This window comes from Metapseudomonas otitidis (genome assembly GCF_011397855.1).
Taxonomy (GTDB): domain Bacteria; phylum Pseudomonadota; class Gammaproteobacteria; order Pseudomonadales; family Pseudomonadaceae; genus Metapseudomonas; species Metapseudomonas otitidis.
Genome location: NZ_AP022642.1, coordinates 1,280,597 through 1,300,413 on the forward strand (window position 1 = coordinate 1,280,597; position 19,817 = coordinate 1,300,413).

General features: G+C 64.4%; 25 protein-coding genes. 14 read left to right on the plus strand and 11 right to left on the minus strand.

Translation table 11 applies throughout. From position 1 onward, the window contains the following. The first annotated feature begins 11 nt into the window (after positions 1-11). Together PotMrB4_RS05985 and PotMrB4_RS05990 are read left to right on the plus strand one after the other, a co-directional pair. Positions 12-623, plus strand: coding sequence for a superoxide dismutase (locus PotMrB4_RS05985; protein ID WP_074971627.1), 612 nt, complete (start codon positions 12-14; stop codon positions 621-623). After that, the gene (locus tag PotMrB4_RS05990) at positions 623-1,555 is read left to right on the plus strand and encodes a ZIP family metal transporter (RefSeq protein WP_394354020.1); all 933 of its coding nucleotides are present in this window, start codon (positions 623-625) and stop codon (positions 1,553-1,555) included. Before PotMrB4_RS05985 ends, PotMrB4_RS05990 begins: the two co-directional genes overlap by 1 nt. Positions 1,556-1,569: 14 nt before the next feature. On the opposite strand, the gene PotMrB4_RS05995 is transcribed toward PotMrB4_RS05990, so the two are convergent. From PotMrB4_RS05995 to PotMrB4_RS06040, 10 genes are all read right to left on the minus strand, one after another. After that, positions 1,570-1,842, minus strand: coding sequence for an HPr family phosphocarrier protein (locus tag PotMrB4_RS05995; protein ID WP_074971626.1), 273 nt, complete (start codon positions 1,840-1,842; stop codon positions 1,570-1,572). Positions 1,843-1,855: 13 nt separating this feature from the next. Then, positions 1,856-2,713: an RNase adapter RapZ gene (rapZ, locus tag PotMrB4_RS06000; protein WP_142011891.1), complete on the minus strand. Its 858-nt coding sequence runs from the start codon at positions 2,711-2,713 to the stop codon at positions 1,856-1,858. Between the two features lie 9 nt (positions 2,714-2,722). After that, a complete protein-coding gene (ptsN, locus tag PotMrB4_RS06005) occupies positions 2,723-3,187 on the minus strand; it encodes a PTS IIA-like nitrogen regulatory protein PtsN (protein WP_044409709.1) in 465 nt (154 codons plus the stop codon). Positions 3,188-3,202: 15 nt separating this feature from the next. Continuing rightward, entirely contained in the window at positions 3,203-3,511 is a 309-nt protein-coding gene (hpf, locus tag PotMrB4_RS06010; RefSeq protein WP_044409703.1) for a ribosome hibernation-promoting factor, HPF/YfiA family, read from the minus strand. A gap of 81 nt (positions 3,512-3,592) precedes the next feature. Then, a complete protein-coding gene (locus PotMrB4_RS06015) occupies positions 3,593-5,092 on the minus strand; it encodes an RNA polymerase factor sigma-54 (RefSeq protein ID WP_172432782.1) in 1,500 nt (499 codons plus the stop codon). 143 nt (positions 5,093-5,235) lie between these two features. Beyond that, the gene (gene lptB / locus PotMrB4_RS06020; RefSeq protein WP_044409697.1) at positions 5,236-5,961 is read right to left on the minus strand and encodes an LPS export ABC transporter ATP-binding protein; all 726 of its coding nucleotides are present in this window, start codon (positions 5,959-5,961) and stop codon (positions 5,236-5,238) included. After that, on the minus strand, positions 5,961-6,497 hold the full coding sequence (gene lptA, locus PotMrB4_RS06025) for a lipopolysaccharide transport periplasmic protein LptA (RefSeq protein WP_044409694.1): 537 nt from the start codon (positions 6,495-6,497) through the stop codon (positions 5,961-5,963). Before lptA ends, lptB begins: the two co-directional genes overlap by 1 nt. Then, the gene (lptC, locus tag PotMrB4_RS06030; protein ID WP_044409691.1) at positions 6,484-7,056 is read right to left on the minus strand and encodes an LPS export ABC transporter periplasmic protein LptC; all 573 of its coding nucleotides are present in this window, start codon (positions 7,054-7,056) and stop codon (positions 6,484-6,486) included. The genes lptA and lptC overlap by 14 nt, the downstream gene beginning before the upstream one ends. Before the next feature lie 8 nt (positions 7,057-7,064). Continuing rightward, positions 7,065-7,589, minus strand: a complete 525-nt coding sequence (locus PotMrB4_RS06035; RefSeq protein WP_172432783.1) for a KdsC family phosphatase — start codon at positions 7,587-7,589, stop codon at positions 7,065-7,067. Next, positions 7,589-8,563, minus strand: coding sequence for a KpsF/GutQ family sugar-phosphate isomerase (locus tag PotMrB4_RS06040; RefSeq protein ID WP_074971621.1), 975 nt, complete (start codon positions 8,561-8,563; stop codon positions 7,589-7,591). The genes PotMrB4_RS06035 and PotMrB4_RS06040 overlap by 1 nt, the downstream gene beginning before the upstream one ends. A 242-nt stretch (positions 8,564-8,805) precedes the next feature. Here PotMrB4_RS06040 and PotMrB4_RS06045 point away from each other — a divergent pair, with 242 nt between their 5' ends. The 10 genes from PotMrB4_RS06045 (at position 8,806) to hisC (ending at position 16,648) form a co-directional block, all read left to right on the plus strand. Further along, on the plus strand, positions 8,806-9,615 hold the full coding sequence (locus PotMrB4_RS06045) for an ATP-binding cassette domain-containing protein (RefSeq protein WP_107328702.1): 810 nt from the start codon (positions 8,806-8,808) through the stop codon (positions 9,613-9,615). Then, the gene (gene mlaE / locus PotMrB4_RS06050) at positions 9,615-10,412 is read left to right on the plus strand and encodes a lipid asymmetry maintenance ABC transporter permease subunit MlaE (RefSeq protein ID WP_044409679.1); all 798 of its coding nucleotides are present in this window, start codon (positions 9,615-9,617) and stop codon (positions 10,410-10,412) included. Before PotMrB4_RS06045 ends, mlaE begins: the two co-directional genes overlap by 1 nt. After that, positions 10,412-10,879 carry an outer membrane lipid asymmetry maintenance protein MlaD gene (gene mlaD, locus PotMrB4_RS06055; RefSeq protein WP_044409676.1) on the plus strand — a complete coding sequence of 156 codons (468 nt, stop codon included), beginning with the start codon at positions 10,412-10,414 and terminating at the stop codon, positions 10,877-10,879. Before mlaE ends, mlaD begins: the two co-directional genes overlap by 1 nt. Positions 10,880-10,890: 11 nt before the next feature. Then, positions 10,891-11,538, plus strand: coding sequence for an MlaC/ttg2D family ABC transporter substrate-binding protein (locus PotMrB4_RS06060; protein WP_172432784.1), 648 nt, complete (start codon positions 10,891-10,893; stop codon positions 11,536-11,538). Next, positions 11,531-11,839, plus strand: a complete 309-nt coding sequence (locus PotMrB4_RS06065; RefSeq protein WP_107328704.1) for an STAS domain-containing protein — start codon at positions 11,531-11,533, stop codon at positions 11,837-11,839. Before PotMrB4_RS06060 ends, PotMrB4_RS06065 begins: the two co-directional genes overlap by 8 nt. Positions 11,840-11,945: 106 nt before the next feature. Continuing rightward, the gene (locus PotMrB4_RS06070) at positions 11,946-12,185 is read left to right on the plus strand and encodes a BolA family protein (protein WP_044409669.1); all 240 of its coding nucleotides are present in this window, start codon (positions 11,946-11,948) and stop codon (positions 12,183-12,185) included. Positions 12,186-12,208: 23 nt separating this feature from the next. After that, complete coding sequence (gene murA, locus PotMrB4_RS06075; protein WP_074971620.1) at positions 12,209-13,474, plus strand: UDP-N-acetylglucosamine 1-carboxyvinyltransferase; 1,266 nt, start codon at positions 12,209-12,211, stop codon at positions 13,472-13,474. A gap of 12 nt (positions 13,475-13,486) precedes the next feature. Continuing rightward, positions 13,487-14,122: an ATP phosphoribosyltransferase gene (gene hisG, locus PotMrB4_RS06080; RefSeq protein WP_044409663.1), complete on the plus strand. Its 636-nt coding sequence runs from the start codon at positions 13,487-13,489 to the stop codon at positions 14,120-14,122. A gap of 157 nt (positions 14,123-14,279) precedes the next feature. After that, positions 14,280-15,593: a histidinol dehydrogenase gene (gene hisD / locus PotMrB4_RS06085; RefSeq protein ID WP_172432785.1), complete on the plus strand. Its 1,314-nt coding sequence runs from the start codon at positions 14,280-14,282 to the stop codon at positions 15,591-15,593. A gap of 2 nt (positions 15,594-15,595) precedes the next feature. Beyond that, complete coding sequence (hisC, locus tag PotMrB4_RS06090) at positions 15,596-16,648, plus strand: histidinol-phosphate transaminase (RefSeq protein WP_172432786.1); 1,053 nt, start codon at positions 15,596-15,598, stop codon at positions 16,646-16,648. 66 nt (positions 16,649-16,714) lie between these two features. On the opposite strand, the gene algW is transcribed toward hisC, so the two are convergent. Then, positions 16,715-17,872 carry a Do family serine endopeptidase AlgW gene (algW, locus tag PotMrB4_RS06095; RefSeq protein ID WP_074971617.1) on the minus strand — a complete coding sequence of 386 codons (1,158 nt, stop codon included), beginning with the start codon at positions 17,870-17,872 and terminating at the stop codon, positions 16,715-16,717. Between the two features lie 113 nt (positions 17,873-17,985). Between algW and PotMrB4_RS06100 the strand changes: the two genes are divergently transcribed. Continuing rightward, complete coding sequence (locus tag PotMrB4_RS06100; RefSeq protein ID WP_044409652.1) at positions 17,986-18,744, plus strand: Nif3-like dinuclear metal center hexameric protein; 759 nt, start codon at positions 17,986-17,988, stop codon at positions 18,742-18,744. Positions 18,745-18,890: 146 nt separating this feature from the next. Then, positions 18,891-19,808, plus strand: a complete 918-nt coding sequence (gene cysD / locus PotMrB4_RS06105; protein WP_172432787.1) for a sulfate adenylyltransferase subunit CysD — start codon at positions 18,891-18,893, stop codon at positions 19,806-19,808. The last annotated feature ends 9 nt before the right edge of the window (positions 19,809-19,817 follow it).

Below are 19,817 nucleotides of genomic sequence, written 5' to 3' on the forward strand. Positions count from 1 at the left end.
GAGCACCCTCCATGCCTTATGTCTTGCCTGCCTTGCCCTATGCCTACGACTCGCTGGAACCGCACATCGATGCGGCCACCATGGAGATCCACCACAGCAAGCACCACCAGGCCTACGTGAACAACCTGAACGCGGCGCTGGAGGGCAACGCCCTCGGGCATCTGCCGGTGGAGCAGGTGCTGCGTCGCCTCGATGAGCTGCCCGAGGCCTTGCGCGTGGCGGTGATCAACAACGGGGGCGGGCATGCGAACCACAGCCTGTTCTGGACCGTGATGTCGCCGGCAGGTGGCGGTGAGCCCGGTGGAACCCTGCGTACGGCCATCGAAGCGGAGCTGGGTGGTTTCGCTACCTTCAAGGAGGCCTTTACCCAGGCCGCGCTGAAGCGCTTCGGCAGTGGCTGGGCATGGCTGTCGGTGACGCCCGAACGGCGCCTGGTGGTGGAGAGCACCGGTAACCAGGACAGTCCGCTGATGCACGGCAATACGCCGGTGCTGGGTCTGGACGTGTGGGAACACGCCTATTACCTGCGCTATCAGAACCGCCGGCCGGAATACATCGGGGCGTTCTACAACGTGGTGGATTGGGCCGAGGTGGAGCGGCGCTACCGAGAGGCGCTGGCCTGATGGCGGCGCCCTTGCGTATGGCGTCCCCGGCACGTCGACGACGGCTGGTGGGGGCAGGCCTGCCCAGCGGCTTGTCGCTGCGGCAGGTGCTGGGCATCGCACTGGTGCTGATCGGGGCGCTGCTGCTGGGGTGGCGGGCGCTGCTGGCCACCGAGCGGGTGCTGGAGCCGCACCTCTGGCATGCGCTGATGGCCGGGAGCCTCTGCGCCCTGGGCACGGCCGTCGGCACCTTGCCGGTGCTGTGCCTGGGTCGTCTGTCGGCTCGGGCGTCCAATGCCCTGCTTGGTTTCGGGGCCGGCGTGATGTTGGCAGCGACGGTGTTCTCGCTGTTGATGCCGGGGCTGGAGGCGGCGGGGCAGTTGGGGTTCTCCCGCTGGTCGGCGGGTTTTCTGGTCAGCATTGGCTTGCTGTTGGGTGCCAGTGCGCTGTTCGGTCTGGGGCGTCTGTTGCCGGATCAGGCGTTACCCGTCGATGCCGGGGCTGGCGTGCGTCTGGCGCCTCGGGTGGTGCTGTTCGTGATCGCCATCGTGGTGCACAACATTCCGGAAGGCATGGCGGTGGGCGTGGCGGCTGGCGCGGGCCTGGCCGGCGCGGACAGCCTGGCGCTGGGCATTGCCCTGCAGGACCTGCCGGAGGGGCTGATCATTTCCCTGGTGCTGGCAGGGGCGGGGATGCCGCGGGGACGAGCGCTGCTGATTGGCGCGACATCCGGGTTGGTGGAGCCGCTGTTCGCGCTGCTGTGCGCGTGGTTGGTGCAGGTCTCGACTGTGCTACTGCCGTGGGGCCTGGCCCTGGCTGCGGGGGCGATGCTCTTCGCGGTGACTCACGAGATCATCCCGGAGTGCCACAGGCGTGGACACCCGGTGGCCGGGAGCCTGGGGCTGGCGTTCGGCTTCTGCCTGATGATGGTGCTGGATACGGCGCTGGTGTAGCGGGGGCGGCGTGGCTATTCGCCTTCGTCGAACTTGTTGTTGATCAGCTCGATCAGGGCGTTGAGGGCTTCGTCGCCCTGGTCCCCATCGGTGTGCAGGTGGATGGGCGTGCCTTTGCCGGCGGCCAGCATCATCACGGCCATGATGCTCTTGCCGTCCACCAGGCTTTCCGGGGAGCGTCCGACGCGTACCTGACACGGGAAGCGGCCTGCCACGCCGACGAACTTCGCCGCAGCGCGGGCGTGCAGGCCGAGCTTGTTGCAGATGGTGATTTCACAGGCAGGCATCGCGTTTGTCCTTTCAGGTGAGGTCGCGGTGGCGAACCTGGACGTTCTTGAGAAGCGGTTTGAGGGCGCGCCCGATGCGCTCGGCGAGGTACACGGAGCGGTGGTGACCGCCGGTGCAGCCGATGGCAATGGTGACGTAGGCGCGGTTACTGGCGGCGAACCGGGGCAGCCATTTGTTCAGATAGCCGACGATGTCCTGGTACATCTCCTCGACATCGGGCTGGGCGGCCAGGTAGTCGGCCACGACGCTGTCGAGCCCGGAAAAGTCCCGCAGGTCGGGCTTCCAGTAGGGATTGGGCAGGCAGCGCACGTCGAATACCAGGTCGGCGTCCACCGGCATGCCGCGCTTGAAGCCGAAGGACTCCACCAGGAAGGCGGTGCCGGGTTCGGGCTTGTTGAGCAGGCGCAGCTTGATGGTGTCACGCAGCTGGTAGAGGTTCAGGTGCGTGGTGTCGATCTTGAGGTCGGCGAGGTCGGCAATCGGCGCGAGCAATTTGCTCTCGTCGTGGATGGCCTCGGCCAGGGATCGGTTCTCGGTGGTCAGCGGGTGGCGCCGGCGGGTCTCGGAGAAGCGCTTGAGCAGCGTCTCCTCGTCCGCGTCCAGATACAGCAGGTCGCAGAGGATGTGCTTGGCGCGGGCCTCGGCGAGCAGCTCCGGGAAGCGCTGGAGCTGGCTCGGCAGGTTGCGGGCGTCGATGGACACCGCAACCTGGGGGTGAAGCAGTTCGGTGTGCAGCAGGGCGCGCTCGGCAAGCTCGGGAAGAAGCCCGGCAGGGAGGTTGTCGATGCAGTAGAAGCCGTTGTCTTCGAGTACGTCGAGTGCCGTGCTCTTGCCGGATCCGGAACGACCACTGACGATGACCAGGCGCATGCCGGTGCCTTACTGTGCGTTCTGCACGTCGACTACCACCTGGTACAGGTTCTCGCTGTCCTGCGCGTGACGCAGTCGATCCCGTACGTCGCTGCGGTCGAGCATGCTGGCGATCTGGCGCAGCAGCTCCAGGTGCTCATCGGTCGCCGCTTCGGGGACCAGCAGCACGAACAGCAGGTCCACGGGTGCGCCGTCGATGGCGTCGAAATCAACGGCCGCATCCAGGCGCAGCACGGCACTCACCGGCGCAGCGCAGCCCTGAAGGCGACAGTGGGGAATGGCGATGCCGTTGCCGAAGCCGGTCGAGCCAAGCTTTTCGCGGGCAACGAGGCTTTCGAAGATGTCTTGCGAGTCGAGATCCACCAGGTCGCGTGCGACGAGGTTGGCGATCTGTTCCAGCACGCGTTTCTTGCTGCCGCCCGGCACGTTCACGAGTGAACGGCCGGGGGTCAGGATTTGCTCAAGTCGGATCATAGGGAAGGGGAGAGGTCAGCGGACGGTCGCGCCCTGCTGGCGGTTGAGCTGCTTTTCCTTGTGCTTGATCAGTTGGCGGTCGAGTTTGTCGGTCAGCAGGTCGATGGCGGCGTACATGTCTTCATGCTCGGCGTTGGCAACGACCTCGCCGCCTGCGATGTGCAGGGTGGCTTCGATCTTCTGCTTCAGCTTCTCGACCTGCATGATCACTTGCACGTTGGTTATCTTGTCGAAGTGGCGCTCCAGACGTTCGAACTTTTCGATCACGTAGTCGCGCAGGGCGTCGGTCACATCCAGTTGATGTCCACTGATGTTGACTTGCATACCGCTTTCTCCTTATTGCCCGTGTGTAAGAGACAGGCTAACGGGCCTGCCACCGGAACACTTTGGCGTGGATCAATCCGCTCACATCAGTCGCTTGCGTTCGCTGGAAGGTGCGATGCCAAGCGATTCCCTGTACTTGGCGACTGTGCGGCGGGCCACTTGGATACCCTGTGCTTCCAGTAAACCAGCGATCTTGCTGTCGCTCAACGGCTTTTTGGCATTTTCGGCGGCCACCAGTTTCTTGATGATCGCGCGGATCGCGGTGGACGAGCATTCGCCACCTTCGGAGGTGCTGACGTGGCTGGAGAAGAAGTATTTCAGCTCGTAAATGCCACGTGGGGTGTGCATGAATTTCTGGGTGGTGACGCGGGAAATCGTGGACTCGTGCATCCCGACCGCCTCGGCGATGTCGTGCAGGACCAGCGGCTTCATGGCTTCGTCGCCGTATTCGAGGAAGCCTCGCTGATGCTCCACGATCTGGGTCGCCACCTTCATGAGGGTTTCGTTGCGGCTTTGCAGGCTCTTGATGAACCAGCGTGCCTCTTGCAACTGGTTGCGCATGAAGGTGTTGTCCGCGCTGGAGTCGGCACGGCGCACGAAACCTGCGTAGTGCGGGTTGACGCGCAGGCGGGGCACGGCCTCCTGGTTCAACTCGACCAGCCAACGGTCGTTGTGCTTGCGAACGATGACGTCGGGCACGACGTATTCCGGTTCGCTGGCTTCGATCTGCGAGCCCGGGCGGGGATTGAGCGCCTGAATCAGTTCGATGACCTGGCGTAGCTCGTCTTCCTTGAGCTTCATGCGGCGCATGAGCTGGCTATAGTCGCGGCTGCCGAGCAGGTCGAGGTAGTCGCCTGTGAGGCGCTGGGCTTCACCCAGCCAGGGGGTATTGGTAGGCAGTTGGCGAAGTTGCAGCAGCAGGCATTCGCGCAGGTCGCGTGCGCCGACGCCGGCGGGCTCGAACTGCTGGACCCGATTGAGCACGACCTTGACCTCATCCACCTCGATACCCAGTTCGGGATCGAAGGACTCGGTGATCTCCTCGAGGGTTTCTTCGAGGTAGCCGTCGTTGTTGATGCAATCGATGATGGTGACGCCGATCAGGCGGTCGGTGTCCGACATCGGTGCGAGGTTCAGTTGCCACAGCAGGTGGCTTTGCAGGCTCTCCCCGGCGGAGGTGCGGGAGGTGAAGTCCCATTCGTCATCATCGGAGCTGGGCAGGCTGCTGGCGCTGGTCTGGTACACGTCTTCCCAGGCGGTATCGACGGGAAGTTCATTGGGTATGCGTTCGTGCCACTCGCCCTCGTCGATGCCCTCGCTGTCGCTGGTGGGCACGGTGGTTTCCTGGAAGCTTGCTTCCTGGCTACCGGAGTTGGGCTGCTGCTCGCTCTCCGCCATGGGGTCGGAGTTGTCGAAATCCTCCCCTTCCTCCTGGCGTTCGAGCATGGGGTTGGACTCCAGCGCTTCCTGGATCTCCTGCTGCAGGTCCAGGGTGGAGAGTTGGAGTAGGCGGATGGCCTGTTGCAGCTGCGGGGTCATCGTCAGCTGCTGGCCCATCTTCAGGACAAGCGATGGTTTCATGGCAGGGGGCTTTGCACCTTATTCGCCGGCGCGTGTGCGCCATCCACTACAGGACGCCGAGGCGCCACCAGGAAGCAAATTATATGCCTGACCTTGAATGATTTTTCCAGCAGGCGCAACGCCCTTGTGCGGCGCTGGGTGGCTCAGAGGCGGAATTCGTGCCCCAGGTAGACTTCCTTGACCAGCTGGTTGGCCAGGATTTCCTCGGCGGTGCCTTCTGCGATCAGTTGGCCGTCGTTGACGATGTAGGCCGTCTCACAGATATCCAGCGTCTCGCGAACGTTGTGGTCGGTGATGAGTACGCCGATGCCCTTGTTCTTGAGGTGGTGGATGATCTGCTTGATATCGCCCACGGAGATGGGGTCGACGCCGGCGAAGGGTTCGTCCAGCAGGATGAACTTCGGCGCGGTAGCCAGTGCACGGGCGATCTCGACGCGGCGACGTTCACCGCCGGAGAGGCTCATGCCGAGGCTGTCGCGGATGTGGCTGATGTGGAATTCCTGCAACAGGCTTTCCAGCTCACGATGGCGCCCGGCGCGATCCAGGTCCTTGCGGGTTTCCAGGATCGCCATGATGTTGTCCGCCACGCTCAGTTTGCGGAAGATCGAGGCTTCCTGCGGCAGGTAGCCGATACCTGCGCGCGCCCGGCCGTGCATGGGCTGGTGGGTGACATCCTGCTGGTCGATCAGGACACGACCCTGATCAGCCTTGACCAGGCCCACGATCATGTAGAAGCAGGTGGTCTTGCCTGCACCGTTGGGGCCGAGCAGGCCGACAATCTGGCCGCTCTCGATGGACAGGCTGACGTCACGGACCACCTGGCGGCTCTTGTAGCTCTTGGCCAGGTGCTGGGCTTTGAGGATCGCCATTACTGTGCTTGTCCCGCTTGCTTCTTGGGCTGGATGACCATGTCGATGCGCGGACGCGGCGTGCCGACGTTGGTGCCGGTGGCACGACCTGCGTTGACGATCTGGCGGCGGGTGTCGTAGACGATCTTCTCGCCTTCGAAGGTATTGCCTTCCTGGATCACCTTCGCCTGGTCGATCAGCACGATGCGCTCGTTGGAAGCGAAGTACTGGATGGTGCGTCCGTAGGCCTTGACGATCTGCTTGTCCGGAGCCGGCTTCTGCTCGTAGTACGCCGGCTTGCCCACCGAGGTGAACACATCCAGCTCGCCCTGGGCGTTCTGGGTGATGGTTACGGTGTCGCCGGTGATCTTCAGGGTGCCTTGGGTAATGACCACGTCACCGCGATAGACTGCTACGCCCTGCTTGTCATCGAGCTCGGCGCTGTCCGCCTGGACGCGGATGGGCTGGTCGCGGTCGCTGGGCAGTGCCCAGGCGCTGGCACTTCCGAGTGCGGCACCCAGGCTGAGCAGTAGGGGGAGGGTTTTAACGAACCTCATGCTGGCCTCTTACGTTGGACAGCAGGAGCATCCTGCCGTCATTCAAGTACGCTTTCATTCCTTGTGCCGTGGTGACCCCGTTGGCGGCGTCGATTTTAACGGCTTGCTCGGTCTGCGCATATTCCTGATCCGGGAATACGGTCAGTCGGCTGGTGGTCAGAATGGTCGGCCGTCCCTTGGGGTCGGTGCGGGCCACGCGGACCTGTTCGATCAGTTCGACCTGCTTGCCCTCCGGGCCCACCTCTCCGCGTTCGCTCTGAACATGCCAAGGGTAGTCGGTGCCGCGATAAAGCTGCAGGTCCGGCTTGGTCAGCATCGTCACATCGGTGGCCTTGATGTGCTCGAGCTTGTCCGCCGTCATTTCATAGTGGCGCTTGCCATCTTCCTGGAACTGCACGCTGGTGGCATTGATGACGTAGAAGTCGATGGCGTTTTCGTCCCCGGCGGGCTGGGCCTGGCGGTCCATGAAGCTCTCGGGGCGGATGTTCCAGTAGCCCAGTGCGATCAGCAGGGCGGCAAGGGGCGCAAGGATCAGGGCGAGGCGAACGTTCTTGGGCATGGCTGGACCTACAGGTAGGCGGCTTGCGCGGTGTCCAGGGTGTCCTGGGCGCGCATGATCAGTTCGCAGAACTCGCGTGCTGCACCTTCTCCGCCCTTGGCCACAGTGACGCCATGGGCATGCTGGCGCACGAAGGCGTCGGCGCTGGCAACGGCCATGCCCAGGCCAACGCGGCGGATCACGGGCAGGTCGGGCAGGTCGTCGCCCAGGTAGGCGACCTGGTTGTAGTCCAGCCCCAGTTCGCCCAGCAGTTCATCGAGAACGACCAGTTTGTCCTCGCGGCCCTGGTACAGGTGCTGGATACCGAGGTTGCGTGCACGGCGCTCCACCACCGGGGTGCTGCGCCCGGAGATGATGGCCGTGCGTACGCCGGAGTTGATCAGCATCTTGATGCCGTGGCCGTCCAGGGTATTGAAGGTCTTGAATTCGCTGCCGTCTGCCAGGAAGTAGAGCTTGCCATCGGTGAGCACGCCATCCACGTCGAAGACTGCCAGACGGATTGCCTGGGCACGCTGGTGCAGGTGTTCGCTCATCAGATCACTCCGGCGCGGGTCAGGTCGTGGATGTGCAGGGCGCCGACGGGGGTGTCGTTGTCATCCACCACCACCAGCACGTTGATCTTGTGGTCTTCCATGATCTTCAAGGCTTCGGCCGCCAGCATTTCGCCGCGTGCGGTCTTGCCGTGCACGGTCATGACCTCGTCGATGCTCGCCTGGTGCACATCGACGCCCTTGTCGAGGGTCCGGCGCAGGTCGCCGTCGGTGAAGATGCCGGCGAGACGGCCGTCATTCTCCAGCACGATGGTCATGCCGAGCCCCTTGCGGGTCATTTCCAGCAGGGCGTCGCGCAGCGAGGTGCCACGGGCGACCCGGGGCAGCGCGTCGCCACTGTGCATGACGTTTTCCACTTTCAGCAGCAGGCGACGGCCCAGCGCACCGCCCGGGTGCGAGAAGGCGAAGTCTTCTGCAGAGAAGCCGCGTGCTTCCATCAGGGCAATGGCCAGGGCATCGCCCAGCACCAGTGCCGCCGTGGTGGAGGAGGTGGGTGCCAGGTTGAGCGAGCAGGCTTCCTTGTCCACGCGGGCATCAAGGCGTGCCTCGGCCGCTTTCGCCAGCGCCGATTCCGGGTTGCCGGTCATGCTGATGAGCGGGATTCCCAGGCGCTTGATCAGCGGCAACAGGGTGACGATCTCCGCCGTCGAGCCGGAATTGGAGAGGGCCAGTACCACGTCGTCGCGCGTGATCATGCCCATGTCGCCGTGGCTTGCTTCCGCCGGGTGGACGAAGAAGGAAGGCGTGCCGGTGCTGGCCAGGGTTGCGGCGATCTTGCGGCCGACGTGGCCGGATTTGCCCATGCCGACCACCACGACACGCCCTTTGCAGGCAAGGGCGAGTTCGCAGGCTTTGATGAAATCGCCGTCGATTCGCTGGAGAAGGGCGTCAATGGCGTCGCGTTCCAGTCGGATGGTGCGTTGCGCGGATTGGATCAGATCGCTGGACTGGCTCATGTCTTGAGTGCAGTGGCCGAGGAAAAGGCGCGGATTATACCGGTAAAGCTTGAATCGCTCACGTTCGATCGTCGTCAATGATGCGTCGAACCTGTCACGCTCCTGAACGAAGCTGTCTGCGGCCTTGGGCGGCCCTGGGCGCAATGCTATGATCCGCCGCCTGTTCGGCCACCTCGCCGGGCCGTGTCCCGTCTGCGGGATACGACGTCCATTCAGGGATGGCCGCATCGCAAGGAGTACAGATGAGCGCCGATAACGCTTATGCCGTGGAGCTGAAGGGCCTGACCTTCAAGCGCGGCGAGCGCAGCATTTTTCGCGACGTTGACATACGCATACCCCGTGGCAAGGTCACCGGGATCATGGGGCCGTCCGGCTGCGGCAAGACCACGCTCCTTCGCCTGATCGCTGCTCAACTGAAGCCGGCGGCGGGAGAAGTCTGGGTCAATGGTCAGAACCTGCCCTCGCTTTCCCGTTCCGAACTCTTCGACATGCGCAAGCAGTTCGGCGTGCTGTTCCAGAGTGGCGCGCTGTTCACCGATCTGGATGTGTTCGAGAACGTGGCCTTCCCGCTGCGCGTCCATACCCAGCTCCCTGAGGAGATGATCCGCGACATCGTGCTGATGAAGCTCCAGGCCGTCGGGTTGCGTGGCGCCATCGACCTGATGCCCGATGAGCTCTCCGGCGGTATGAAACGGCGCGTTGCGCTGGCAAGGGCCATCGCCCTGGATCCGCAGATCCTGATGTATGACGAACCCTTCGTGGGCCAGGACCCGATCGCCATGGGCGTTCTGGTGCGCCTGATCCGCCTGTTGAACGACGCGCTGGGCATCACCAGCATCGTCGTCTCCCATGACCTGGCGGAGACCGCGAGCATCGCCGACTACATCTATGTAGTGGGGGATGCGCAGGTGCTTGGCCAGGGCACTCCGGCCGAGCTGATGGACTCGGACAATCCGCGGATCCGCCAATTCATGAAGGGCATCCCCGACGGGCCGGTGCCGTTCCACTTCCCGGCGCCCGATTACCGCAACGACTTGCTGGGAGAGCATTGATGCGCAAGAAGTCCCCGCTCGAGCGCATCCGCCTGCTCGGGCGCGCCGGCCTTGACGTGGTCGAGGCGCTCGGCCGTTCCACCCTGTTCCTGCTGCGCGCCCTGTTCGGCCGCACCGGGACCGGGTCCGGCTTCCAGTTGCTGGTCAAGCAGCTTTATTTCGTTGGCGTGCTGTCGCTGCCGATCATCGTCGTCTCCGGCATCTTCATCGGCATGGTGCTGGCATTGCAGGGCTACAACATCCTCGTTGGCTACGGGTCCGAGCAGGCTGTCGGGCAGATGGTCGCACTGACCCTGCTGCGCGAGCTCGGGCCGGTTGTCACGGCGCTGCTGTTCGCAGGGCGTGCCGGCTCCGCGCTGACCGCCGAGATCGGCAACATGAAATCCACCGAGCAGCTCTCCAGCCTGGAGATGATCGGTGTCGACCCGCTCAAATACATCATCGCGCCTCGCCTGTGGGCTGGCTTCATCTCGATGCCGGTGCTCGCGCTGATCTTCAATGTGGTCGGCATCTGGGGCGGCGCGATGGTGGCCATCGACTGGCTCGGCGTCTATGACGGCTCGTTCTGGTCGAACATGCAGAACAGCGTCGAATTCACAGAAGATGTACTCAATGGCGTGCTGAAAAGCCTGGCTTTCGCCTTCGTCGCCACCTGGATCGCCGTGTTCCAGGGTTACGACTGCGAGCCCACTTCCGAAGGGATCAGCCGCGCAACGACTAAAACCGTGGTCTATGCCTCGTTGGCCGTGCTGGGGCTCGACTTCATCCTGACCGCCCTGATGTTTGGAGATTTCTGATGCAAATCCGCACCCTGGAAATTGGTGTCGGCCTGTTCCTCCTGGCCGGGTTGCTTGCCCTGCTGCTGTTGGCGCTGCGTGTCAGCGGGCTGTCCGTCGGCAGTGCCGGCGAGACGTACAAGGTTTATGCACATTTCGACAATATCGCCGGTCTCACTGTCAGAGCGAAGGTGACCATGGCCGGCGTGACCATCGGCCGGGTCACGGCCATCGACCTCGATCGCGACAGCTACACCGGTCGCGTCACCATGGAGCTGGAGAAGAAGGTCGACAACCTGCCGACCGACTCCACCGCGTCCATCCTGACCGCCGGCCTGCTGGGCGAGAAGTACATCGGGATCAGCGTCGGCGGCGACGACCAGTTGCTGAAGGACGGCAGCACCATCCGCGATACCCAGTCCGCGCTGGTGCTGGAGGACCTGATCGGCAAGTTCCTGCTCAATACGGTCAACAAGGACACCAAGTGAGGACCTTCGAAATGATCAAAGCCCTGCGAAACGGCCTTCTGCTGCTGCTGGCGACGTTGCCCCTACTGGCCAATGCGGCACCGAGCGCCCGCGATGTGGTGCAGCAGACCACCGACAAGCTGCTCAGCGATCTCAAGGCCAACAAGGCCCAGTACCGCAGCAACCCGAGCGCCTTCTACGATGCGCTTAACGGCATCCTCGGCCCGGTTGTGGATGCTGACGGCATTTCCCGCAGCATCATGACCGTCAAGTACTCGCGCCAGGCCACCCCGGAGCAGATGACCCGCTTCCAGGAGAACTTCAAGCGCAGCCTGATCCAGTTCTACGGCAATGCACTGCTGGAGTACGACAACCAGGACATCCGCGTCCTGCCCGCCAAGCAGGAAGACCCTGAGCGCACCAGCGTCGGCATGGAAGTGAAGGACAGCAAGGGCACCGTCTACCCCGTCTCCTACACCATGGTGAACATCGACGGTCAGTGGATGCTGCGCAACGTGATCATCAACGGCATCAACATCGGCAAGCTGTTCCGCGATCAGTTCGCCGACGCCATGCAGAAGAACGGCAACGACCTCAACAAGACCATCGACGGCTGGGCCGAGATCGTGGCGAAGGCCAAGCAGTCCGAGGAAGGCCAGAAGGCTGCCGGTCATGAGTGAGGCGTCTCTGGTTGCGGGTAGCGGCGGGGAGCTCAAGCTCCTCGGCGTCCTCGACTACAGCAGCGGCCCCGCCTTGCGTGAAGCCGGTGCCAGGCTGATCCGCGAGCAGGCCGCCGCTGCCCTGGTGGTCGACTGTTCCGGCGTGGAGAAATCCAGCAGCGTCGGGCTTTCCCTGTTGCTGGCCTTCATGCGTGATGCCCGCAAGGCCGGCAAGACCCTAAGCATCCGCGCGTTGCCCGAGGACATGCGGCAGATTGCCGGTGTATCCGGGCTCGACGCGTTGCTGCCCCTCGAGCACTGATGCCCGAAAGCCCTCCGTCAGGCCCCGCATGCGCGGGGTTCGCAGGCGGGGGGCTTTTTTGTATCATTGCCGACCCGCGCGCACAGGGCGCCGATAGAGGTTGAGCATGCAGGCCGTAGAAGTGAAAAGCCTCCTGGAGGCGAAGTTGCCCGGTACCCAGGTCGAAGTGGAAGGCGAAGGTTGCAACTTCCAGCTGAACCTGATCAGCGACGAACTGGCCGCACTCAGCCCGGTCAAGCGCCAGCAGCAGGTCTATTCGCACCTGAATCCCTGGATCGCCGACGGCAGCATCCACGCTGTCACCATGAAATTCTTCAGCCGCGCCGGCTGGGCCGAGCGTTCCTGACCCCCCCGGCGACGAGACTCCCAATGGACAAACTGATTATCACCGGCGGCCAACGCCTCGATGGCGAAATCCGCGTTTCCGGCGCCAAGAACTCGGCCCTGCCGATCCTGGCTGCCACGCTGCTGGCCGATACCCCGGTCACCGTCTGCAACCTGCCGCACCTGCACGACATCACCACCATGATCGAGCTGTTCGGCCGCATGGGCGTACAGCCGGTCATTGATGAGAAGCTCAGCGTCGAAGTGGACGCCAGCACCATCAAGACCCTGGTCGCGCCCTATGAGCTGGTGAAGACCATGCGCGCCTCGATCCTGGTGCTCGGCCCCATGGTCGCGCGCTTCGGCCAGGCCGAAGTGGCACTGCCCGGTGGCTGCGCCATCGGCTCGCGCCCGGTCGACCTGCACATCCGCGGTCTCGAAGCCATGGGCGCGCTGATCGACGTCGACGGCGGCTACATCAAGGCCCGTGCTCCGGCCGGTGGCCTGCGTGGTGCGCACTTCTTCTTCGATACCGTCAGCGTGACCGGGACCGAGAACATCATGATGGCCGCCACCCTGGCCAACGGCCGTACCGTGCTGGAAAACGCCGCTCGCGAACCGGAAGTGGTCGACCTGGCCAACTGCCTCATCGCCATGGGTGCGCAGATCCAGGGCGCCGGCACCGACACCATCATCATCGACGGCGTGAAGCGCCTCGGTGGTGCGCGCTACAGCGTGATGCCCGACCGTATCGAGACCGGCACCTACCTGGTCGCCGCTGCCTCCACCGGCGGTCGTGTCAAGCTGAAGGACACCGATCCGACCATCCTCGAGTCCGTGCTGCTCAAGCTGGAAGAAGCAGGTGCCCACATCAGCACCGGCAACAACTGGATCGAGCTGGACATGAAGGGCAACCGTCCGAAAGCCGTCAACGTGCGCACCGCGCCGTACCCGGCATTCCCCACCGACATGCAGGCCCAATTCATCTCCATGAACGCCGTGGCCGAAGGCACCGGTGCGGTCATCGAGACGGTGTTCGAGAACCGCTTCATGCACGTCTACGAGATGAACCGCATGGGTGCCCAGATCCTGGTCGAGGGCAACACCGCCATCGTAACCGGCGTGCCGAAGCTCAAGGGCGCCCCGGTGATGGCCACCGACCTGCGTGCATCCGCCAGCCTGGTGATCGCCGGCCTGGTCGCCGAGGGCGACACGCTGATCGACCGCATCTACCACATCGACCGTGGCTACGAATGCATCGAGGAAAAACTCCAGCTGCTCGGCGCCAAGATCCGCCGCGTGCCGGGCTAACAAGGGAACCCCATGCTCACCATCGCGCTGTCCAAGGGCCGCATTCTCGATGACACCCTGCCGCTGCTGGCAGAGGCCGGCATCGTGCCCACCGAGAATCCGGACAAGAGCCGCAAGCTCATCATCCCGACCACCCAGGATGACGTTCGCCTGCTGATCGTCCGCGCCACCGACGTGCCGACCTATGTCGAACACGGCGCTGCCGACCTCGGCGTGGCGGGTAAGGACGTGCTGATGGAGTACGGCGGGCAGGGGCTCTACGAGCCCCTCGACCTGAAGATCGCCAACTGCAAGCTGATGACCGCCGGTGCGGTCGGCGCGCCGGAGCCCAAGGGGCGCCTGCGCGTGGCCACCAAGTTCGTCAACGTCGCCAAGCGCTACTACGCCGAACAGGGTCGCCAGGTCGACGTGATCAAGCTCTACGGCTCCATGGAGCTGGCCCCGCTGGTCGGTCTGGCCGACAAGATCATCGACGTGGTGGACACCGGCAACACCCTGCGTGCCAACGGCCTGGAGCCCCAGGAACTCATCGCCACCGTCAGCTCCCGCCTGGTGGTCAACAAGGCCTCGATGAAGATGCAGCACGCACGCATCCAGGCCCTCATCGACACGCTGCGCGAAGCGGTCGAGAAGCGACACCGTCACTGATACCCGTTGCCCTCCAGGCCTGTTTCCCGCTCGGGAGCCGGTCTGGCGTGCAGCTCCGGCCCTATCCGTGTCATAGCGAATTTTCTCGGGTGCCCGCACGGTGGGCTTGGTAGTCTAGCGGCGCCCGAGTTAACGCCATTCTTACAAGAGGCTCGCTATGACTGCTCCCATTGCTATCCGTCGTCTCAATGCCGCTGATCCGGACTTCGGTCGACACCTGGATCATCTGCTGAGCTGGGAAAGCGTTTCCGACGAGGCGGTCAACCAGCGCGTCCTCGACATCATCCAGGCCGTGCGAGAGCGTGGCGATGCTGCCGTGGTTGAGTTCACCCAGCGCTTCGATGGCGTGCAGGCCTCCACCATGGCGGAGCTGATCCTCCCTCGCGAGCGTCTGGAACTGGCCCTGACCCGCATCACCGCCGAACAGCGCCAGGCGCTGGAGAAGGCCGCCGAGCGGGTGCGCCTGTACCACGAGAAGCAGAAGCAGGACTCCTGGACCTACACCGAGGCCGACGGCACCGTGCTGGGCCAGCAGGTCACCCCGCTGGACCGTGCCGGCCTTTACGTCCCGGGCGGCAAGGCGTCCTACCCGTCTTCCGTGCTGATGAATGCCATCCCGGCCAAGGTCGCCGGCGTGGCCGAAGTGGTGATGGTGGTGCCGACCCCCCGTGGCGAGATCAACGAGATCGTCCTCGCCGCCGCCTGCGTGGCCGGCGTCGACCGCGTCTTTACCATTGGTGGCGCCCAGGCCGTGGCCGCGCTGGCCTACGGCACCGAGAGCGTGCCGCGTGTCGACAAGATCGTCGGCCCCGGCAACATCTACGTGGCCACCGCCAAGCGCCACGTCTTCGGCCAGGTGGGCATCGACATGATCGCCGGCCCCTCGGAGATCCTGGTGGTCTGCGACGGCGACACCGACCCGGACTGGATCGCCATGGACCTGTTCTCCCAGGCCGAGCACGACGAGGATGCCCAGGCCATCCTGGTCAGCCCCGACGCCGCGTTCCTCGACAAGGTGGCTGCCAGCATCGACAAGCTGCTGCCGACCATGGAGCGTGCCGAGATCATCCGCACCTCCCTCAGCAACCGCGGGGCGCTGATCCAGGTTGCCGACCAGGCCCAGGCCTGCGTGGTGGCCAACCGCATCGCCCCGGAACACCTGGAGCTGTCGGTGGCCGAGCCCGAGGCCTGGCTGCCGCACATCCGCCACGCTGGTGCCATCTTCATGGGCCGCTACACCGCCGAGGCCCTGGGCGACTACTGCGCCGGCCCGAACCACGTGCTACCGACGTCCGGCACCGCGCGTTTCTCCTCGCCGCTGGGCGTGTACGACTTCCAGAAACGTTCGTCGATCATCTACTGCTCCGCTGATGGCGCGTCCGAGCTGGGCAAGACGGCGTCCGTACTGGCCCGTGGCGAGTCGCTGACCGCCCACGCCCGCAGTGCCGAATACCGGATCAAGGGGGAGTGAGCATGAGCAAGTTCTGGAGTCCCTTCGTCAAGGAACTGGTGCCCTACGTACCGGGTGAACAGCCGAAGATCGCAAACCTGGTGAAGCTGAACACCAACGAGAACCCCTACGGCCCTTCGCCGAAGGCCATCGCCGCGATGCAGGCGGAGCTGGGCGATAGCCTGCGCCTCTACCCGGACCCGAACAGCGACCGCCTCAAGCAGTCCGTTGCCGACCACTACGGTGTGAGCACGGCCCAGGTGTTCGTCGGCAACGGCTCGGACGAGGTGCTCGCGCACATCTTCCACGGCCTGTTCCAGCACGGTCGCCCGCTGCTGTTCCCCGACGTGACCTACAGCTTCTACCCGGTCTACTGCGGCCTCTATGGCATTCCCTTCGAGGCGGTGCCGCTGGACGAGCAGTTCCAGATCCGTGTGGAGGACTACGCACGTCCCAACGGCGGCATCATCTTCCCCAACCCGAACGCGCCCACCGGCTGCCTGCTGACCCTGGACGCCGTGGAGGCCCTGCTGAACGGCAGCCCGGACTCGGTGGTGGTGGTCGATGAGGCCTACATCGACTTCGGTGGAGAGAGCGCCATCGCCTTGGTCGACCGCTACCCGAACCTGCTGGTGACCCAGACCCTGTCCAAGTCCCGCTCCCTGGCCGGCCTGCGTGTGGGCCTGGCGGTGGGGCACCCGGACCTGATTGAGGCCCTGGAGCGGATCAAGAACAGCTTCAACTCCTACCCGCTGGATCGCATGGCGATTGCCGGTGCGGCGGCGGCCTTCGATGACCGCGCCTGGTTCGATGAAACCCGCCAGCGCGTCATCCACAGCCGCGAGCAACTGGTGGCGGCGCTCGAAGCCCGTGGCTTCGAGGTGCTGCCGTCAGCAGCGAACTTCGTCTTCGCCCGTCACCCGGGCAAGGATGCCGCGGGCATCGCGGCGGGGCTGCGAGAAAAGGGCGTGATCGTGCGCCATTTCAAGCAGGCGCGCATCGCTCAGTTCCTGCGCATCACCATCGGCACGCCGGAGCAGAACCAGGCGCTGCTGGATGTCCTGGACGCGAGCTGATCGCGAAGCGGTAACGAAAAAGCCGAGGCATGTCCTCGGCTTTTTCATGGGTGGTCGCTGGTGGCCTCAGTCGTTCTCCGCCGGTGCCACCTGCTGGGGCGGGCGCAGGCCCACCTCCGCCACCAGTTCCAGCAACTTGCCGTTGCGCATCACCTGGATGCTGACCTTCTCGCCGGGCTTGGTGCGGGCCACCTGGTTCATCGAGCGGCGGCCATCGCCTGCCGGCTCACCGTCGATGGCGAGGATGATGTCCCCCGGCAGCAGGTTGGCGCGCTGGGCCGGGCTGTCTCGGTAGATGCCGGCAACCACGATGCCGGGGCGGCCGGTGAGGCCGAAGGACTCCGCCAGCTCCGGTGTCAGCGGCTGCACCTCGATGCCCAGCCAGCCACGGATCACCTGGCCGTGCTCGATGATGGCCTTCATCACTTCCAGGGCCAGCTTGGTGGGGATGGCGAAACCGATGCCCTGGGAGCCGCCGGTGCGGGAGAAGATCGCGGTGTTGATGCCCACCAGGTTGCCGGCGGCATCCACCAGCGCGCCCCCCGAGTTGCCCGGGTTGATGGCGGCGTCGGTCTGGATGAAGTCCTCGTAGGTGTTCAGGCCCAGCTGGTTGCGGCCCGTGGCGCTGATGATGCCCATGGTCACCGTCTGGCCGACCCCGAACGGGTTGCCGATGGCCAGGGCGACGTCGCCGATGCGGATGGCGTCGGAACGCCCGAGGGTGATGGCCGGCAGGTTGTCGAGGTCGATCTTGAGAACCGCCAGGTCCGTTTCCGGGTCGCTGCCCACCAGGCGGGCCAGGGTTTCGCGGCCATCCTTGAGGGCGACGACGATCTGCTCGGCACCGGCGGTGACGTGGTTGTTGGTCAGCAGATAGCCCTCGGGACTCATGATCACCGCCGAGCCCAGGCTGGACTCCATGCGGCGCTGGCGGGGCAGGTTGTCACCGAAGAAGCGGCGGAACTGCGGGTCGTCGAACAGCGGGTGCGCCGGCTTGCTCACCACTTTGGTGGTGTAGAGGTTGACTACGGCGGGCGATGCGCTGTCCACCGCCTCGGCGTAGGACTCGGGGCCGGGGCGCGAGACGCTGTAGCGGGGTGCTTCCTGAAGGTGGACTTCCTGGCGGGGCAGGCCCACCAGCTCGGGGTACTGCTGGATGATCAACAGGGCGACCAGTACGCCGACAAGCAGGGGCCAGCCGAAGAAACGCAGGGCCTTGGACATCGAGGGGAATCCTGAGGGTTGCGAGGGGGGAGAGGCCCCCTTAAGGTGGCGGCCATTATACGGGGCGGCGACGAAGAAAATAGCCGCGCGAAACAGCTTGTGAGGAGAGGCGGATGGCCATCGCACTGACCACCCTGGTGGAAGAAGCGGATCGTTACCTGGGCGCGTCGCGCATCAGCGACTACTGCCCCAACGGGCTGCAGGTGGAGGGGCGCCCCCAGGTACGGCGCATCGTCAGCGGCGTCACGGCCAGCCAGGCCCTGCTGGATGCGGCGGTGGAGGCCGATGCGGACGTGGTGCTGGTCCACCACGGCTATTTCTGGAAGGGCGAGAGCCCCTGTGTCACCGGCATCAAGCAGCGCCGGTTGAAGACGCTGCTCACCCACGACATCAGCCTGCTGGCCTATCACCTGCCGCTCGATGTCCACCCCGAGGTGGGCAACAACGTGCAACTGGCACGGCAGCTCGACATCACCGTGGAAGGCCCCCTCGACCCGAACGATGCCAAGGTGGTCGGCCTGGTCGGCTCGTTGTCCGAGCCGATGGCGGCGCTCGACTTCGCCCGGCGCGTGCGCGACGTGCTCGGCCGCGAACCGCTGCTGGTGGAGGGATCGCGGTCGATCCAGCGCATCGGCTGGTGCACCGGCGGCGGCCAGGGCTACATCGACACGGCCATCGCGGCAGGCGTCGATCTCTACCTCACCGGCGAGGCATCCGAGCAGACCTTCCACAGCGCACGGGAAAACGATGTCGGTTTCATCGCGGCCGGCCACCACGCCACCGAGCGCTACGGCGTGCAGGCGCTGGGCGAATACCTGGCTCGGCGCTTCGCCATCGAGCACCTGTTCATCGACTGTCCCAACCCGGTTTGAGGCGCTTTCGGCGCCCATTTCCGCGGCTATATAACTAGATCGTTTCGTTCTAACAGGGCGTCTCAATATAAGGAGGCGCTGTGCTAGAGTGCGCGCTCGTCCACGGCCCGAAGGCCGTCGTATAAGACCGAAATCCGTGAGTAGCCATGCTCGATAAACTGACGCACCTGAAACAGCTGGAGGCGGAAAGTATCCACATCATTCGTGAGGTGGCCGCCGAATTCGACAACCCGGTGATGCTCTACTCCATCGGCAAGGACTCTGCCGTGATGCTCCACCTGGCACGCAAGGCCTTCTTCCCGGGCAAGCTGCCGTTCCCGGTGATGCATGTGGACACCCAGTGGAAGTTCCAGGAGATGTACCGGTTCCGCGACAAGATGGTCAGCGAACTGGGGCTTGAGCTGATTACCCACGTGAACCCCGAGGGCAAGGCCCAGGGCGTCAACCCCTTCACCCACGGCAGTGCCAAGCACACCGACATCATGAAGACCGAGGGCCTCAAGCAGGCGCTCGACAAGTACGGCTTCGATGCCGCCTTCGGTGGTGCCCGCCGTGACGAGGAGAAGTCCCGCGCCAAGGAGCGCGTGTATTCCTTCCGCGACAGCAAGCACCGCTGGGACCCGAAGAACCAGCGCCCCGAGCTGTGGAACGTCTACAACGGCAAGGTGAAGAAGGGCGAGTCGATCCGCGTGTTCCCGCTGTCCAACTGGACCGAGCTGGACATCTGGCAATACATCTACCTCGAGCAGATCCCGATCGTCCCGCTGTACTTCGCCGCCGAGCGCGAAGTGATCGAGATGAACGGTGCGCTGATCATGATCGACGACGAGCGCATCCTCGAGCACCTGACGCCCGAGCAAAAGGCCAGCATCCAGAAGAAGATGGTGCGTTTCCGCACCCTGGGCTGCTACCCGCTCACCGGTGCGGTGGAGTCCACCGCCCAGTCGCTGCCGGAAATCATCCAGGAAATGCTCCTGACCCGTACCTCCGAACGCCAGGGCCGTGTCATCGACCATGACCAGGCCGGTTCGATGGAAGAGAAGAAACGTCAGGGCTACTTCTAAGGATTCCGC

Bases quoted from the DNA above. Each gene is read 5' to 3' on its own strand.
- PotMrB4_RS06045 (WP_107328702.1), top strand. From the start codon at position 8,806: ATGAGCGCCGATAACGCTTATGCCGTGGAGCTGAAGGGCCTGACCTTC.
- hisD (WP_172432785.1), top strand. From the start codon at position 14,280: ATGACTGCTCCCATTGCTATCCGTCGTCTCAATGCCGCTGATCCGGAC.
- algW (WP_074971617.1), bottom strand. From the start codon at position 17,872: ATGTCCAAGGCCCTGCGTTTCTTCGGCTGGCCCCTGCTTGTCGGCGTA.
- hisC (WP_172432786.1), top strand. From the start codon at position 15,596: ATGAGCAAGTTCTGGAGTCCCTTCGTCAAGGAACTGGTGCCCTACGTA.
- hpf (WP_044409703.1), bottom strand. From the start codon at position 3,511: ATGCAAGTCAACATCAGTGGACATCAACTGGATGTGACCGACGCCCTG.
- PotMrB4_RS06035 (WP_172432783.1), bottom strand. From the start codon at position 7,589: ATGAGCGAACACCTGCACCAGCGTGCCCAGGCAATCCGTCTGGCAGTC.
- rapZ (WP_142011891.1), bottom strand. From the start codon at position 2,713: ATGCGCCTGGTCATCGTCAGTGGTCGTTCCGGATCCGGCAAGAGCACG.
- ptsN (WP_044409709.1), bottom strand. From the start codon at position 3,187: ATGATCCGACTTGAGCAAATCCTGACCCCCGGCCGTTCACTCGTGAAC.
- PotMrB4_RS06065 (WP_107328704.1), top strand. From the start codon at position 11,531: ATGAGTGAGGCGTCTCTGGTTGCGGGTAGCGGCGGGGAGCTCAAGCTC.
- mlaD (WP_044409676.1), top strand. From the start codon at position 10,412: ATGCAAATCCGCACCCTGGAAATTGGTGTCGGCCTGTTCCTCCTGGCC.
- lptB (WP_044409697.1), bottom strand. From the start codon at position 5,961: ATGGCGATCCTCAAAGCCCAGCACCTGGCCAAGAGCTACAAGAGCCGC.
- PotMrB4_RS06070 (WP_044409669.1), top strand. From the start codon at position 11,946: ATGCAGGCCGTAGAAGTGAAAAGCCTCCTGGAGGCGAAGTTGCCCGGT.
- hisG (WP_044409663.1), top strand. From the start codon at position 13,487: ATGCTCACCATCGCGCTGTCCAAGGGCCGCATTCTCGATGACACCCTG.
- mlaE (WP_044409679.1), top strand. From the start codon at position 9,615: ATGCGCAAGAAGTCCCCGCTCGAGCGCATCCGCCTGCTCGGGCGCGCC.
- murA (WP_074971620.1), top strand. From the start codon at position 12,209: ATGGACAAACTGATTATCACCGGCGGCCAACGCCTCGATGGCGAAATC.
- PotMrB4_RS06015 (WP_172432782.1), bottom strand. From the start codon at position 5,092: ATGAAACCATCGCTTGTCCTGAAGATGGGCCAGCAGCTGACGATGACC.
- PotMrB4_RS06040 (WP_074971621.1), bottom strand. From the start codon at position 8,563: ATGAGCCAGTCCAGCGATCTGATCCAATCCGCGCAACGCACCATCCGA.
- PotMrB4_RS05990 (WP_394354020.1), top strand. From the start codon at position 623: ATGGCGGCGCCCTTGCGTATGGCGTCCCCGGCACGTCGACGACGGCTG.
- PotMrB4_RS06060 (WP_172432784.1), top strand. From the start codon at position 10,891: ATGATCAAAGCCCTGCGAAACGGCCTTCTGCTGCTGCTGGCGACGTTG.
- PotMrB4_RS05995 (WP_074971626.1), bottom strand. From the start codon at position 1,842: ATGCCTGCCTGTGAAATCACCATCTGCAACAAGCTCGGCCTGCACGCC.
- lptA (WP_044409694.1), bottom strand. From the start codon at position 6,497: ATGAGGTTCGTTAAAACCCTCCCCCTACTGCTCAGCCTGGGTGCCGCA.
- PotMrB4_RS05985 (WP_074971627.1), top strand. From the start codon at position 12: ATGCCTTATGTCTTGCCTGCCTTGCCCTATGCCTACGACTCGCTGGAA.
- PotMrB4_RS06100 (WP_044409652.1), top strand. From the start codon at position 17,986: ATGGCCATCGCACTGACCACCCTGGTGGAAGAAGCGGATCGTTACCTG.
- cysD (WP_172432787.1), top strand. From the start codon at position 18,891: ATGCTCGATAAACTGACGCACCTGAAACAGCTGGAGGCGGAAAGTATC.
- lptC (WP_044409691.1), bottom strand. From the start codon at position 7,056: ATGCCCAAGAACGTTCGCCTCGCCCTGATCCTTGCGCCCCTTGCCGCC.